The organism is Pseudohaliea rubra DSM 19751, assembly GCF_000764025.1.
Classification (GTDB): Bacteria; Pseudomonadota; Gammaproteobacteria; order Pseudomonadales; family Halieaceae; genus Pseudohaliea; species Pseudohaliea rubra.
In genome coordinates this window covers 13,238-27,962 of record NZ_KN234782.1, presented here as the reverse complement: position 1 = coordinate 27,962, position 14,725 = coordinate 13,238, and the positions used below count along the sequence as shown (strand labels likewise).

The following is a 14,725-nucleotide window of genomic DNA, read 5'->3' as shown; positions in this document are numbered from 1 at the left end:
GGGCCGCTTCGGCTTTCAGCCTCGAGGCCGCCTAGAGCCGCCGCAGGACCCGCAGGCTCCCCGCCGCGTCGATTTCTTCGAACAGTCCCGAGTCCAGTGCCAGCCGGCGTACCGCCGCCGGGGCCTGGCCGCCGCTGGCCGGGTCGGGGTAGATGTCGTGGATGGCAAGGACCCCGCCCCGGGCGACCTTGCCGGCCCAGGCGCGGTAGTCCGCGAGCGCCGCCGCCAGGCTGTGCCCGCCGTCAATGAAGACGAGGCCCGCGGGACCGGGAAAGTACGCCGCAAAGAGCACGCCCCCTGCCACCACGGGGAGCACGAAAGGCTCCAGGCCCGCCGCCGCGAGGGTCTGGCGAAAGCGGCGGAAGGTATCGACCGTGCCCGTGCCAGGGTCGAGGAGTGTGGGGTCGTGGAAGGCCTCGCCCGGCTGGTGCTCCTCGGAGCCGCGGTGGTGGTCAACGGCGTAGAGGGCGCCGCCGCTGTCGCGGCAGGCACAGCCCAGGTACACGGTCGATCGGCCGCAGTAGCTGCCGATCTCCACCAGCGGGCCGAGCGCCACCGCTGCGCAGCCGTGCCGGTACAGGGCCGCGCCTTCCCCCGCCTCGAGGAAGCCGGGCACGCGGTCGATATCGAGGGGCAGTTCCGGGCCCATGGCTGGCGTGCGCAGGGATGCTCGCCCGCGGGCTAGCCTTCTGCGCTGTCCTCTGTGGCTTTCGGTGGCGGCGGCGCTACGAGGAAGCCGTCGAGGCGGAAGACGTCTTCCGGGCTCAGCAGGCCCGCCTGCTCCTTCAGCCGCAGCATGTTCAGGATGTAATCGTAGCGGCTGTTGGCGTAGTCGCGCTGGGCCGCAAACAGGGTGTTCTGGGCGTTGAGCACGTCCACAACGTTGCGTGTGCCGACTTCGTAGCCGGCCTGGGTGGCGTCCAGGGCGCTTTTTGAAGAGACGATGCTCTGCTTTCGCGCCGCCACCTGGGCCACGTCGCTGAGCACGGTGAGGTGCAGGGAGCGGGCTTCGGTCACCGTATTGCGCGACAGGTTGATGCGGTTTTCCCGCGCCGCGATGAATTCCTGGGCTGCCCGGCGCCGGTTTGCGCTGATAGCGCCACCGGAATAGAGCGGCAGATTGACCTCGATGCCGAAGGCGGTGAAATCGCGCTCCTGGTTCGGCGGGAAGTTGAAGATGCCGGCCGGGTCCTGGAAGCGGGAGCCCGTGGTCTCGGACTCGGAGTACTGGGCGGTGCCGCTCACAGTCGGCGCGTGGGCCAGCTTCCGCGCCTTGGCGTTCTGCCGCGCGGCCTCCTCGGCGTATTGTGCCGCCTTCAGGTTGAAGTTGTTTTCGAGGGCGAACTCGACCCAGGCGTCCCGCTCCATCGGCTCCGGCTTCTTCGGCTTGAAGGCGTCGGCCAGGACTTCGAGGTTGTCGTGGCGCTTGCCGGTGAGTACGGACAGACGCTCCCGGGCGACATCCAGGGCATTTTCGTCGCGGATGCGGGTGACCTGGCCGAGGTCGTAGGCGGCCTGTGCCTCGTAGACATCGGTAATGGCGATCAGGCCGACCTCGAAACGCTGTTGAGTCTGCTCCAGCTGCCGCTCGAAGGCGCGCTCCTGGGCCTGGGATGCGGCGAGGTTGTCTTCCGCCCGCAGCACCGCGAGATAGGCCTCGACGACCCGGACGATGAGGTTCTGCTGGTTGGCGGCAAAGGTAGCCTCGGCCTGCCGGGTCAGCTCCTTGCCCGACTGGAAGCTGAACCAGGCCGGGAGATCGAAGATCGCCTGAGACAGCGAAACCTGATAGGTGTCCACGTCGACCTTGGTATTGTCGAAGGTGTCGCCAATGATTGGCGTACCGCCGCCGTCAAAGCCGATGATCCCCGGGCTGGTGGTCTCGGTATCGGAGTCCTGGTAGCTGTAGCCCGCACTCACCTGGGGGAGCAGCGCTGACAGCGCCACCTTTTCGTCTTCGAGGGACGCCCGGTACTGTGCCTCCTCGGCCTTGAGCTGGGCATCGTTCTCCAGCGCCAGCTCGTAGATATCAGTGAGGGACTCGGCGCCGGCGGTCCCGCTGAGCAGGGCCAGGGCCAGGGCCAGAGGGGCCGCGCCAGGTAGTTTCATGCAATGAATCCTGTGTCTTGTCGGTGGTATATGCCGCGGGCTGAGTTTAACAGGGGGCCCGCTGGCGACGCAGGGGCGTGTGCAACAGTTAACAAAAAAAGAAGCCCGCGGCAGCAGACCTCATCTTAGGTGTTACACTGCTGCAATGCCATGAAGGGCGGGGCCGCTGGTCTCAAAAAGGACCCGCCCCATCGTTTGTCATGAGACACACCAGGAGGAGCCGGCGCTGGCCAAGCCCCGCTACAAGGTGGACCTGACGGCCCTGCATGCGCTGTGCGAAGCCAATTACGCGCGGCTGGTGCGGTTGTTTCCGGACTACGAGGTGAGCAACCGGCGCGAGTTCCAGCTCGGTGAGGAGCGTGTGCTGCTGGAAGTCCTCGAGCGGAGTCGCTACACCACCCATGTCCGCCTGCATTCCCTGGCCTACGTGGAGCGCTGGCTGGCGCCGCTCTGTATAGATGTGCGCGCCTACCACGACGCCGGCATGCTCGAGGTCATCTCCTTCCAGACCAGCGGCAGCGTGCGCGGCCGCTACCAGTATCCGAATCCTGCGATGCACCAGCAGGATGAAAAAAACCAGCAGAACCGCTTCCTCGCCGACTGGCTGGAGCATTGCCTCCAGCACGGCCTCGCGCCCCTGTCGGACAGCGTCGTCGAGCGCCGCTCCGAGGCCTGACGGGGGCATTCCATGCCGGCTGCCACGGTCCCAGAGCTTCCCGTTTCCGATCCCGGCGGTACGGTGCAGCTGGTCCAGGTCACCGATACGCACCTCGCGGCCGCCGCCGGCGGTACGCTCCTTGGCATGGATACCGACCGCTCCCTTCTCTCTGTCCTCGAGGCCCTCGGCCGCGTCCACCCGGCGCCGGACGCGCTGCTGGCGACCGGTGACCTGGCCGATGCGGGCGCCCCTGGCGCCTATGAGCGGCTCCAGAGCTATCTCGATGCGGCCACCCCGCGACATTTCTGGCTGCCGGGTAACCACGACGACCGCGCTACCATGGTCGCCGTTGCCGGTGAGGCGCGCCTGCCCCGGGAGCTTCGCCTCGGTGTCTGGCAGGTACTGATGCTCGATTCCCAGATTCCCGGGCAGGTTGGCGGGCGCCTCGGCGATGAGGAGCTGGCGCGCCTCGAGGCCGGCCTCGAGGCGGCGGCCGGGGCAGGCCTTTTTACCCTGGTCTGTCTGCACCACCAGCCGGTCCCGGTAGGCTGCGCCTGGCTGGATGAGCAGCGCGTGGCCGACGCGGACCGCCTGTTCGCCGTGCTGGAGCGCTTTCCCGGGGCCCGGGGCCTCCTCTGGGGGCATGTACACCAGGCGCTGGAGCGCGATCGGAACGGGCTGAAGCTCCTTTGCACGCCCTCTACCTGCGTCCAGTTCAAGCCCGGCCAGAGCGATTTTGCCGTGGACGACGAGGCGCCGGGGTTCCGCTGGCTGGCCCTGTCCCCGGACGGAGGCATCGACAGTGGTGTGACCCGTGTGCCTGTCGATCTGCCCGTGGACCTCGAGTCCCGCGGTTACCAGTAGGCCGGCGCCACCGGCGGGGGAAAGCGGTCGTCGCGGGCCGGTAACGTCAGCCCTCGTGTACAATCCGGCCGTTGCAGCGTCCCACCGACGCGCGCCCCGCCGCTAGCCGAGGAGCCATGAGCGACTACACCGCCCAAGATATCGAAGTCCTTACCGGGCTGGAGCCGGTGCGAAAGCGCCCCGGCATGTATACCGACACCAGCCGCCCCAACCACCTGGCCCAGGAAGTCATCGACAACAGCGTTGATGAGGCGCTCGCAGGCCACGCGAGCCGCATCGATGTCGTGCTTCACGGCGACGGCTCCGTCACCGTGGCGGATGATGGCCGCGGGATGCCCGTAGATACGCACCCCGGGGAAGGTCGCCCGGGGGTCGAGGTCATCCTCTGCACGCTCCACGCCGGCGGCAAGTTTTCGTCGAAGAACTACCAGTACAGCGGCGGTCTCCACGGCGTGGGTGTCTCTGTGGTCAATGCCCTCTCGCAGGCGCTGGAGATCACTATCCGCCGCGACGGACAGGTGTATCGCATGGCCTTTGCTGGCGGCGAGAAGACCCGCGACCTCGAGGTGATCGACAGCTGCGGCAAGCGCAACACGGGCACCAGCCTGCGCTTCCATCCGGATCCGCAGTACTTCGACTCGGTTAATTTCTCCGTGCCGCGTCTGGTGCACGTGCTGCGCGCCAAGGCCGTGCTGTGCCCGGGCCTGCGCGTTCGCTTCAGCGACGAAAAAAAGAACGAAAGTGAGGAGTGGTATTACGAGGATGGCCTCACGGACTATCTTGCCGATGCCACCATCGACTGGCCGGCGATCCCCGAGCAGCCGTTCACCGGCAGCTTTTCCGGCGCCGGCGAGGCGGTGGACTGGGCGCTGCAGTGGCTCCCCGAGGGCGGCGAGGTGGTCGCCGAGTCCTACGTCAACCTTATTCCGACGGCCCAGGGCGGCACCCATGTAAACGGCCTGCGCAGCGGTCTCCTTGAAGCCATGCGCGAGTTCTGCGAGCTGCGCAACCTGCTGCCCCGGGGCGTGAAATTGACGCCGGACGATATCTGGGAGCGCTGCTGCTATGTGCTCTCGAGCAAGCTCGAGGATCCGCAGTTCTCCGGTCAGACCAAGGAGCGGCTGTCGTCCCGGGAGGCTGCGGCCTTCGTGTCCGGCTGCGCCAAGGACGCCTTCAGCCTCTGGCTCAACCAGCACACCGGGGACGCCGAGCGCCTGGCGGAGCTGTGCATTAACAGTGCCCAGCGGCGGCTGCGTTCAGCGAAGAAAGTGGCGCGCAAGAAGGTCAGTGCCGGGCCCGCCCTGCCCGGGAAACTGGCGGACTGCGCCAGCGAGGACACCGCGCGCAGCGAGCTGTTCCTGGTGGAGGGCGACTCCGCCGGCGGCTCTGCCAAGCAGGCCCGGGACCGGGAATTCCAGGCGATCCTGCCGCTGCGCGGGAAGATCCTGAACACCTGGGAGATTGATTCGCAGGAGATCCTCGCCTCCCAGGAGGTGCACAATATCTCCATCGCCCTGGGTATAGATCCCGGCAGCGACGATCTCACGGGGCTGCGCTACGGCAAGGTCTGCATCCTTGCCGACGCGGATTCGGACGGTCTGCACATCGCCACGCTCATCTGTGCACTGTTCGTGCGCCACTTCCGCCCGCTGGTGACCGCAGGTCACGTGTTTGTGGCCATGCCGCCCCTCTACCGGATCGATGTGGGCAAAGAGGTCTACTATGCCCTCGACGAGGCGGAAAAGCAGGGCGTTCTCGACCGCATTGCCGCCGACGGCAAGCGCGGCAAGGTTGGCGTGCAGCGCTTCAAGGGTCTCGGCGAGATGAACCCGCTGCAGCTGCGGGAAACCACCATGGATCCGGACACGCGCCGACTGGTACGCCTGTCCGTTGAAGCCGGCGACGAGACCAACAATCTCCTCGACATGCTGCTGGCCAAGAAGCGGTCTGCCGACCGCAAGAGCTGGCTTGAGAGCAAGGGCGACCTGGCAGAAGTGCTGGCCTGAGCCCCGCCATCCCCGGGCGGCGACCAGGTGCTCGTCGCTCGTTTCCACCGCCATTTCGTGGCCTGCCGCATCCCCCGGACCTGCCCGTATCACGGACTTTCCAGTGCTCTGCAGCACGAATTGAACAATCTTTTAAATTTTCTTCAAAAATCTGAGCGAGTGGTCTAGACTGCAAAAACTCTCAGAATCAAATCAATAAGCGAGGAGAGCAAAGATGGACCGAACAGCGACCGCTGATCACAATCCGGGTGTCCGCGGCGCCATGCTGGCGGATATCAATCAGATCGATTGGGTCACTCTCGCCGAGGGCGTCAAGTTCAAACTCCTGCGCTACTGCGAGGTCACCGGCGACTGGGTGCTCTACGTACAGCTGCAGCCCGGGGTGAAGTTCACCCGCCACAAGCACATCACGCCCGCTGAATTCTTTATCACCAAGGGTGTGCTCAAGTTCGAGCGCGGTGAAGCCGGTGCCGGTGTCTACGGCTACGAGGAGATCGGTGAAATCCACGAGGAAGCCGGTGGCGACGAAGTGACCGAGTTTCTTTATATCGGTCACGGTCCGGTCTCCTATCTCGACGAGAACGACAACACGCTTTTCATCGGCGATCTTGCTTTCTTCAAAAGCGCCTGGGAGGGCAACGTGCCGGAAAATATCGTCGATTGACCAAGCCTGCGGCGCGGCCCCGGCTGCCCGCAACCGCCAGGATCCAGAACCCCATAACACATAACGAGGGTCAATGAGCCATGAAATCACTCCGTATGCCCGGTAAGTCCCTGAAGCCGCTGCGCGCCGCCGTCGCGCTGGCGATCGGCTCCTGCGTCGCCACGGCGGCCTATGCGCAGGAGTCGCGGCCGCAGCTCGAAGAGGTTGTGGTCACCGGCACCAAGCGCGACGCGTCGGTGCAGGATGTTCCCATCTCCATTTCCACGATTACCGCCGAGGAGCTGGGTCGTTCGAACTTCAATGACATCCGCGCTCTTGGCCAGAAAGCCCCGGGGCTCGTGCTTTCCAACCCCTCGGGCTTCAACGCTGCCGGCGGCGGTATGCGGGGTACGGGCACCAATATTATCCTGGTGACGCAGGACGCGCCGGTGAGCTTCCTCATTGACGAGTTCTCCCTCAGCCACGTCTCCTCGCAGTTCCTCAACCTCTTTGACATCGAGCAGGTGGAGATCTACCGCGGCCCTCAGGGGACCCTCTTCGGCAAGAATGCGACCGGCGGCGTCATTTCCCTGACCACCAAGCGGCCTGTGCTCGGGGAGACCAGCGGGGAGGTCGACGTTACCTATGGCCAGTACGACAGCGCCGGTGACCCGAACTACGGCAGTGTGAAGGCGGCCCTTAATCTGCCGCTCACGGACACGCTGGCCTTCCGCCTCGCGGCAATCTACGACAAGGATGATGGCTACTATCGCAATGGCAAGCGCACGGCGACCTTCCCGGAGAACGTGCCGATCTGGGGCGCCTTCGGCATCCCGCAGGGCACGCCGGTAGATCCCAGCGTTGATACCAACGTCCTCGGCGATGGCGACCCCCTGGGGGGCAAGGATGTGCTGGCCGCAAAAGCCAAGCTGCTTTGGGAGCCCACCGCCAACTTCTCCGCCTTCTTCACCTACGAGCACGTTCGCGACAACTCCGATTCGCCGCCCGGGGTCAATGAGAGCAGTGAGACAGATCTGTTGACGGCCCTGGGCTTCCCGGGCATCCAGTTCACGAACGAGACCGATCCCTTCAATACCCTGATCACCAGCAACGAGGGCATTGATATGCCGGACGGCCACCAGGTGGACGTCGACGGCTACTACCTGAATCTGGACTGGGGTACGGATTTCGGTACCTTCAAATCCATCACCGGCTATCGCGAGGAGGACCAGCAGTTCCCGAGCACCTATACCGGTGAGGCCTTCGAGACCCTGTTCGACTCCACCCGGGTGACCTCGCGGGAGACCTTCAGCCAGGAATTCCGCTTCGTTTCCGACTTCGACGGCCCCTTCAATTTCGTCACCGGTGCCAGCTACTACAAGGATGATTTCGACTTCTTCTCCTTCTTCTCGGTGGGCCTCACCTCGCTGCTGCCGGCACCGGATCCGGAGACCGGTGGCTTTGTCACCGCCGACGGCTTTGTGAGCCTCGACACGCGGGCCCTGTCCGATTACCAGTACCAGTTCACCACCCAGGACCGGGAGGAGTACGGCATCTACTGGGATGGCAGCTATGAGCTCAACGACCAGTGGTCCGTGAACTTCGGTCTGCGCTACACGGATGACACCAAGGAGTTCGATCGCGGCGTCGATGGCGGTGCCCCCTGCAACCAGTTTACGGACCCGCGCGATGCGATCACCGTCGATGGCGACTGCCGCGACAGTCGTTCCCAGTACCTGAGCCGCGCCGGGCTCACGCTGGAGGATTACGACAACACGCTGCTGCTGCCGAAGAGCCAGTTCGGCACCCGCGTTACCACCAAGGACAACTGGACCCAGACAACCTACCGCTTCGTGGTCAACTACCAGCCCACCGATACGCAGCTGTGGTATCTCAGCTATGCCACGGGCTTCATCTCCGGCGGCTTTGCAGAGACCTGCGCCACCGTGGAGTTCTGCGCCTACGACCCGGAGACCAACACCAACATCGAGCTCGGCTGGAAGTCCGACCTCTTCGACAACCGTCTGCGCCTCAACGCCGCTCTCTACAACACGGTCTACGAGGATCTGCAGCGCGCTGTCGTTGCCGCCTACGAGGCCGCCGACGGCTCCGCGCAGCAGGAGACGGTGACCGTGAATACCGGTGAGTCGGAGCTCTGGGGCGTGGATCTCGAGGCGACCTGGCTGGCCAGCGCGAACCTGCAGTTCTCCGCGGCCATCAACTATATGGATCACGAGTACACGCAGGGCGTGTTGCCGGCGCTGCGCGGCGGGGGCGAGGCTATTCCTCTTGAACAGTTCGATGTGCCCTTCTCGCCGGAATGGAAGTTCATGCTCTCTGCCGACTACCGGGTCCCCATTGCCCTCGGTGATCTGCTTTTCAACGCCAGCATGAACCACCAGGACGAAGGCGAGACCGATGTCTTCAACGGTGACCGCACGCAGATGGAAGAGCGCACGCTGGTCGATGCAAGCGTCACCCTTGAGGAAAGTGCCGGGCGCTGGGCCGTTTCGGCGTTTGCGGCAAACATCACCGACGAGCAGTACCGCATCGCGGCGCTCCCGGTAGCCGGCCTCTGGAATTTCACCAACTATGGCGCGCCGCGGTCCTTTGGCCTGCGGTTCCGCTACAACTTTGGAGCTGATTAAGCGCTTGCCCGGGCGTCTGCCAGCCCCTGTTCGACACCGGACCGGGTTCTGGGGCTTCCCGGGCCGGTGTCGACAGGGTGCTGGCGGGCGTCGGGGCCCTGTTTTTGCGGGGCCCCGGCCACCAGCGGTGATACAGCTTGCCCCAGTCGTGATGGAGGAATGGGAATGAACCTCGACGAACCAACGCTACGGCACGCCTATGAGACGATGCGGCTCATGCGGGTCTTCGACGAGACCGGTCGCCGGGAGTTCCTGGCAGGTAAGTTGCCCGGCTTCATCCATATGTATTGCGGGGAGGAAGCGATCGCCGCCGGTATCTGTGCCGAGCTGACCGACGCGGACTATATCGCCAGCACCCACCGTGGTCACGGCCATTGCATCGCCAAGGGCTGCACCATTGAGGACATGGCGCTGGAAATCTTCTGCCGCCGCGATGGCCTGTGTCGCGGCAAGGGCGGGTCCATGCATATTGCCGACCTCAAGAAGGGGATGCTCGGCGCCAATGCGATTGTGGGCGGATCGGCCCCGCTGGCCGTGGGCGCCGCCCTCAAGATCAAGACCCGTGGTGAGAGCAACGTCTCCGTGGCCTTCATCGGTGACGGGGCGTCAAACCAGGGCACGGTCTTCGAGGCTATGAACCTCGCCGTGGTCCTCAAGCTGCCGGCGATTTTCGCCTACGAGAATAACGGCTACGCGGAGATGACCGGGGTCGATTACCACTGCGGCAGCGGCGACATTGCCGCCCGGGCCGGCGCCTTCGGCATGCCGTCCCACAAGGTTGATGGCACCGATTACTTTGCGGTCCGGGAGGCCATGGCCGCCGCTCTGGCGCATGCCCGCGGGGGCAAGGGCCCGGTCAGCATCGAGTGCGTGGCGCCCCGCTGGTACGGGCACTTCGAGGGCGATCCCCAGGGTTACCGCACCAAGGAGGAAATCGCCGACCTGCAGGAGACCCGGGATCCGCTGGCGCTTTTCCGGGAGCGTGCCATGGCCACGAGTTCACTCACCGAGGCGGACTTCACCGCGATGGACGCCGCCATTACCGAGCGGATCGAGGCAGCCATGGCCGCCGCGGACAAGGCGCCGCTGCCCGAGCCTGACGATCTTTATACGGATGTCTACGAAGTCTACGACTGAGCCCGCGACCGGCAAGCAGCGGCAGAATCAGCAGCAGGAACTTGATCTATGGCAAAGATGACCATGCGAGAGGCTATCAACCAGGCGATGCGGCTGGAGATGGCCCGGGATCCGGATGTCATTCTCATCGGCGAAGACGTGGCCGGAGGCCGCGGCTGTCCCGTTGATGACGGGGAGGCCGCCGGGGGAGTGATGGGGGTGACCGCGGGACTGTACAGCGAATTCGGGGCTGCCCGCGTGATCGATACACCGATCACGGAGTCGGCGATCATGGGCGCCGCCGCAGGTGCCGCGCTCACGGGGCTGCGCCCGATCGCTGAGCTGATGTTCGCCGATTTCTTCGGCGTGTGCTTCGACCAGCTCTACAACCAGGCCGCAAAATTCCGCTACATGTTCGGCGGCCAGCATGGTGCGCCCATGGTGGTGCGCACCATGGTGGGGGCCGGCATGGGGGCCGGGCCTCAGCACTCCCAGGCCATCTATCCCATTTTCGCCCACATCCCGGGGCTCAAGGTGGTACTGCCTTCCGGCGCCTACGACGCGAAAGGGTTGCTGATCCAGGCGATCCGCGACAACGACCCGGTAATGTTCTGTGAGCACAAGATGCTCTACGGCGAAGAGGAAGAGGTGCCGGAAGAGAGCTATCAGCTTCCCCTCGGCAAGGCGCGGGTGGTCCGCGAGGGTGGGGATGTCACGGTGGTGGCCCTCGGTCGCATGGTGCAGCTTGCCGCAGAGGCGGCGGCGACGCTGGAAAAGGACAGCGGGCTTTCCGTTGCTGTTATTGATCCGCGGACTATTTCGCCGCTGGATGTGGATACGATTCTCGATAGCGTCGAGGAGACCGGCCGGGTGGTGGTCGTCGACGAAGCCACGCCGATCTGCTCCATGGCGTCCGAGGTCGCCAGCATGATCGTCAGCGACGGTTTTTCTTCGCTGCGGGCGCCGATCAGGAAGGTGACCGCGCCGCACACCCCGGTTCCCGCCTCGCCAACGCTCGAGGCCGGCTATCCACCCACGGCGGCGAAGATCCGCGAGGCCATCGAGGCCGTTTACAACTACCGCTAGCGCGCCCCCAAGGAGGTCAAGCAATGACTGATCTGGCAGATCCCTATGCAAATGGCGACATCGTCGTTCGTCTCAAGGACAAGGCATGGCACGATCTCGGCGGCGGGACGCGCTTCAAGCTTCTGCGCTGCAACATGCACACGGGCGAGTGGGTGATCTACGTGAACATGCAGCCCGGAGCCACCTTCGCACCGCACCGTCACCTCAGCGACGCCGAGTACTACGTCACCCGTGGTGAGCTGCTCTACGACGTCGGCTCTGCCCCGGAGGGTACCTATGGTTACGAGCCCCTTGGCTCCGTGCACCATGAGGCCCGCTGTGAGGTGGAGACGGAGATGCTGTTCTTCGGCCACGGCGCCGTGGTCTACACCGGTGAGAACGGCGAGTTGCGCTTTATCCTCGACAACGAGTTCCTTCGCGACGTCGCCTCGGGCGCTGTCGAAGCCAATGTCAGCTAGAAACCAGCAGGACAGAATGCAATGAGTGATGCGATCAGGGCTTTCACCATGCCGAAGTGGGGTATGGAGATGGACGAGGGGACGGTCCAGGAGTGGCTGGTAGCGGAAGGCGACACGGTTGCCGCAGGCCAGGCAATCGTCCTGGTCGAGACGGACAAGATCGTCAACGAGGTCGAGGTTGACAGGGCTGGCGTCATCCGCCGTCTTGTGGCCGAGACCGGTGAGAATTACCCCGTCGGCGCCCTGCTGGCGGTGGTCGCCGATGCGGCGGTACCCGAGGAGGCCATTGATCGTTTTGTGGCCGGTGCGGCCCCCGCTGCTGCTCCCGCAGCAACGGGGGAGGCCGTGCCCGATGCCGATGCAAGGCCCCGTGCCGGCGGCGAGTCGGTGGCGGATGGTGCCGTATCGCCGAAGGGGCGGGCGCTGGCCGAACGCCTCGGCCTCGAGCTGACGTCGATTGCGGGTACGGGCCGCAAAGGGCGTATTACGCTGCAGGATGTCGAACAGGCGGCGAAGCAGCGCGGACTGCTGGCCGACGGCGCAGACGCAGCCTCTTTCGAGCGCGTGCAGCTTAGCGGCCGGCAGCGTACAGCCGCCCGACGTCTTGCGCAGGCCAAGCGGGAAATCCCGCACTTTTACCTGGAGCGCACCCTGGACGTGCAGCGCCTCGTCGATTTCCGCAGCCAGCGCAAGGCCGCCGGCGACACGGCGACCCTCAACGACTACCTGGTCCGCGCCTGTGCGTTGGCCCTCGGGCAGGTCCCGGAGGTCAATGCGCAGCTCCAGGGAGAAGAGCTCTGGCGTTTCCGCGCTGCCAACATCGCCGTCGCCATGCAGCTGGAGGATGGGCTGCTGACGCCGGTCGTCAAGGGCGCCGATGGTCTCTCCGTGGGAGAAATCAGCACTGTCGTCCGAGACCTGCAGCAGGCAGCAACGGCCAACCGGCTCCGCGCCGAGGACCTGCAGGGCGCCACCTTCACCATCTCCAACCTGGGTATGCACGGGGTGGATCGCTTCAGTGCCATCGTGAACCCGCCGGCCGTGGCGATCCTCGCCGTGGGTCGCCTTGCCACTGCCGTGCTGGCGGTGGATGGCCGGGCCGAGGTCCGTCCCGTGGTGCAGGTGACCCTGTCCTGCGACCACCGGGTCGTCGACGGGGTGCTCGGCGCCCGTTTCCTGGCGGCCCTCGATAACATCATCCAGGCGCCGGACACGCTCGACCCCTGATCCAGACGGGAGTACCGCACCATGACCCAGCTTCCAAGGCACCGGCAGCACCTTCAACAACCCCTTGCCGTGCTCGGTTGTTTTGTCGCCTCCCTCGCTACCAGCCACCTCGCTGCCGCTGCAGGTCCTGCGGCCGCCGGCGTCGGTGCGCCGGAGGCGCTCTACCAGACCCATTGCGCTCAGTGTCACGATGGCGGGGTGCCCAGGGCGCCTCACCGGGTAAGCTTCGAGATGCTGGGGGCCGACGCCATCTACACGGCGCTGACCGCCGGTGCCATGAAGGCCCAGGGCGACGTGCTCGCCGATAGCGAGCGACGCGCTCTGGCTGAACACCTGGCGGGGCAGGCCCTCGGCGCCGCGCCGGCTTCGGCGGTCGGGCGCTGTGAGGGTCCGGCGCAGGCCCTGGAGGACTTTCAGGCGCCGGCGCTGGCCGGCTGGGGGTTGACCCTTGGCAACACGCGTTTTGTGGCGGCCGCCGACGCGGGGCTGACGCCGGAAACAGTGCCTGCGCTCGAGCTCAAGTGGGCCTTCGCTTTCCCCGGCGCCACCCGCGCACGCTCTCAGCCTACCGTTGCCAATGGCACCGTATTTGTCGGCTCTCAGTCCGGGGAGGTCTACGCTCTTGACCTCTCCAGCGGCTGCGCTCACTGGACTTTCAAGGCCGATGCGGAGGTGCGCACAGGCATTACGGTCACGATGGAAGAGGGAGAGCCAGCAGCCTACTTCGGCGATTTTGCCGGCAACGTATATCGAATAAACGCCAGTTCCGGCGAACTGCGCTGGCGCGCCACTCTCGATGATCACCCGGCTCTCACGATCACCGGTTCGCCACGCTATTACAACGATCGGCTCTACGTGCCCATGTCGTCCACAGAGTGGGCCAGCGCGGCTGATCCCGGCTACGCCTGCTGCACGTTCCGCGGAGGCGTTGCCGCCTTCTCCGCGCAGAGCGGAGAGCGCCTCTGGACGACCTACACGATACCGGAGGCGGCGCGGCCGACCGGCCGCAAGAACGATCTGGGCGTGGCTATTTTGGCCCCTTCCGGCGCACCGATCTGGAACAGCCCCACCATTGATGCGAGCCGTGGTCTTCTCTACGTGGGGACCGGCGAGTCCTATACCTCGCCGGCGCACCGCAACAGCGACTCGGTACTGGCCATGGACCTGGAGACCGGGGAGCTTCGCTGGAGCTATCAGGCGCTCGCCGGTGATGCCTGGAACATGGCTTGTAACCTCCCGGAGGGACAGCGCAGCAACTGCCCGGAAGAGGATGGCCCGGATCTGGATATCGGTGCGCCGCCGGTGCTCTGGCAGGGCGCGGACGGCAGGGAGCTCCTCCTCGTCGGACAGAAGTCCGGGATGGTGCACGCTCTGGACCCGGCCCGGGACGGAGAGCTCGTCTGGCGCCGGCGGGTCGGGCGCGGTGGTTTTGCCGGCGGTGTCCACTGGGGCATGGCCACGGATGGCGACCGGCTCTTTGTACCGAACGCCGATACGGACTTCATCGGCAAATGGAAAGGTGAACGCAAGCCGGGGCTCTTTGCTCTGGATCCCGAGAGCGGCGAGACCCGCTGGTTCACGCCGGCCGGGGACCATTGTGCGGAAGCGGACAAGCCCGCCTGCGACCCGGGCCTCTCGGCGGCGATCACGGCCATTCCCGGTGTGGTTTTCGCGGGCGGCTTCGACGGCGTGCTGAAGGCCTACGCTGCCGGCAGCGGTGAGGTCCTCTGGTCCTTCAACACCAACGACGAGTTCCCGGCGGTCTCCGGTGGCGTCGCCCGCGGCGGCTCCATCGAGTCCGATGGGCCCGTGGTCCAGGACGGCCATTTGCTGGTCAACAGCGGTTACCTTTTCGGTGGGCGCATGGCCGGCAATGCGCTCCTCGTCTTCAGCGTCGGCGGCAAATAGCC

General features: G+C 65.5%; 12 protein-coding genes. 10 read left to right on the top strand and 2 right to left on the bottom strand.

Features of this window, described 5'->3' with window-relative positions:
• Positions 1-31 precede the first annotated feature (31 nt).
• Complete coding sequence (locus HRUBRA_RS12090) at positions 32-649, bottom strand: class I SAM-dependent methyltransferase (protein WP_035517547.1); 618 nt, start codon at positions 647-649, stop codon at positions 32-34.
• Between the two features lie 32 nt (positions 650-681).
• Positions 682-2,109, bottom strand: coding sequence for a TolC family outer membrane protein (locus HRUBRA_RS12085; RefSeq protein WP_035517546.1), 1,428 nt, complete (start codon positions 2,107-2,109; stop codon positions 682-684).
• A gap of 247 nt (positions 2,110-2,356) precedes the next feature.
• Here HRUBRA_RS12085 and HRUBRA_RS12080 point away from each other — a divergent pair, with 247 nt between their 5' ends.
• The 10 genes from HRUBRA_RS12080 (at position 2,357) to HRUBRA_RS12035 (ending at position 14,723) form a co-directional block, all read left to right on the top strand.
• Positions 2,357-2,785: a DUF1249 domain-containing protein gene (locus tag HRUBRA_RS12080; protein ID WP_236629864.1), complete on the top strand. Its 429-nt coding sequence runs from the start codon at positions 2,357-2,359 to the stop codon at positions 2,783-2,785.
• Between the two features lie 12 nt (positions 2,786-2,797).
• The gene (gene cpdA / locus HRUBRA_RS12075; protein WP_035517544.1) at positions 2,798-3,631 is read left to right on the top strand and encodes a 3',5'-cyclic-AMP phosphodiesterase; all 834 of its coding nucleotides are present in this window, start codon (positions 2,798-2,800) and stop codon (positions 3,629-3,631) included.
• 116 nt (positions 3,632-3,747) lie between these two features.
• A complete protein-coding gene (parE, locus tag HRUBRA_RS12070; protein WP_035517543.1) occupies positions 3,748-5,637 on the top strand; it encodes a DNA topoisomerase IV subunit B in 1,890 nt (629 codons plus the stop codon).
• Positions 5,638-5,851: 214 nt separating this feature from the next.
• Positions 5,852-6,301 carry a cupin domain-containing protein gene (locus tag HRUBRA_RS12065; RefSeq protein ID WP_035517542.1) on the top strand — a complete coding sequence of 150 codons (450 nt, stop codon included), beginning with the start codon at positions 5,852-5,854 and terminating at the stop codon, positions 6,299-6,301.
• 80 nt (positions 6,302-6,381) lie between these two features.
• Positions 6,382-8,928 carry a TonB-dependent receptor gene (locus HRUBRA_RS12060; protein ID WP_084592629.1) on the top strand — a complete coding sequence of 849 codons (2,547 nt, stop codon included), beginning with the start codon at positions 6,382-6,384 and terminating at the stop codon, positions 8,926-8,928.
• A gap of 165 nt (positions 8,929-9,093) precedes the next feature.
• A complete protein-coding gene (locus tag HRUBRA_RS12055) occupies positions 9,094-10,065 on the top strand; it encodes a thiamine pyrophosphate-dependent dehydrogenase E1 component subunit alpha (RefSeq protein ID WP_035517540.1) in 972 nt (323 codons plus the stop codon).
• Positions 10,066-10,113: 48 nt separating this feature from the next.
• Positions 10,114-11,130, top strand: coding sequence for an alpha-ketoacid dehydrogenase subunit beta (locus HRUBRA_RS12050; RefSeq protein WP_035517539.1), 1,017 nt, complete (start codon positions 10,114-10,116; stop codon positions 11,128-11,130).
• A 23-nt stretch (positions 11,131-11,153) separates the two neighbouring features.
• Positions 11,154-11,588 carry a cupin domain-containing protein gene (locus tag HRUBRA_RS12045; protein WP_035517538.1) on the top strand — a complete coding sequence of 145 codons (435 nt, stop codon included), beginning with the start codon at positions 11,154-11,156 and terminating at the stop codon, positions 11,586-11,588.
• A gap of 21 nt (positions 11,589-11,609) precedes the next feature.
• Positions 11,610-12,815 (top strand): dihydrolipoamide acetyltransferase family protein, encoded by a 1,206-nt coding sequence (locus HRUBRA_RS12040; RefSeq protein WP_035517537.1) that lies wholly within the window; start codon positions 11,610-11,612, stop codon positions 12,813-12,815.
• A 21-nt stretch (positions 12,816-12,836) separates the two neighbouring features.
• Positions 12,837-14,723, top strand: a complete 1,887-nt coding sequence (locus HRUBRA_RS12035; protein WP_084592628.1) for an outer membrane protein assembly factor BamB family protein — start codon at positions 12,837-12,839, stop codon at positions 14,721-14,723.
• The last annotated feature ends 2 nt before the right edge of the window (positions 14,724-14,725 follow it).

What these genes read in the sequence shown, in the direction of transcription:
- HRUBRA_RS12045 (WP_035517538.1), top strand. Translation starts at nt 11,154, where the DNA reads ATGACTGATCTGGCAGATCCCTATGCAAATGGCGACATCGTCGTTCGT.
- HRUBRA_RS12055 (WP_035517540.1), top strand. Translation starts at nt 9,094, where the DNA reads ATGAACCTCGACGAACCAACGCTACGGCACGCCTATGAGACGATGCGG.
- HRUBRA_RS12065 (WP_035517542.1), top strand. Translation starts at nt 5,852, where the DNA reads ATGGACCGAACAGCGACCGCTGATCACAATCCGGGTGTCCGCGGCGCC.
- parE (WP_035517543.1), top strand. Translation starts at nt 3,748, where the DNA reads ATGAGCGACTACACCGCCCAAGATATCGAAGTCCTTACCGGGCTGGAG.
- HRUBRA_RS12050 (WP_035517539.1), top strand. Translation starts at nt 10,114, where the DNA reads ATGGCAAAGATGACCATGCGAGAGGCTATCAACCAGGCGATGCGGCTG.
- HRUBRA_RS12060 (WP_084592629.1), top strand. Translation starts at nt 6,382, where the DNA reads ATGAAATCACTCCGTATGCCCGGTAAGTCCCTGAAGCCGCTGCGCGCC.
- HRUBRA_RS12090 (WP_035517547.1), bottom strand. Translation starts at nt 649, where the DNA reads ATGGGCCCGGAACTGCCCCTCGATATCGACCGCGTGCCCGGCTTCCTC.
- cpdA (WP_035517544.1), top strand. Translation starts at nt 2,798, where the DNA reads ATGCCGGCTGCCACGGTCCCAGAGCTTCCCGTTTCCGATCCCGGCGGT.
- HRUBRA_RS12040 (WP_035517537.1), top strand. Translation starts at nt 11,610, where the DNA reads ATGAGTGATGCGATCAGGGCTTTCACCATGCCGAAGTGGGGTATGGAG.
- HRUBRA_RS12085 (WP_035517546.1), bottom strand. Translation starts at nt 2,109, where the DNA reads ATGAAACTACCTGGCGCGGCCCCTCTGGCCCTGGCCCTGGCCCTGCTC.
- HRUBRA_RS12035 (WP_084592628.1), top strand. Translation starts at nt 12,837, where the DNA reads ATGACCCAGCTTCCAAGGCACCGGCAGCACCTTCAACAACCCCTTGCC.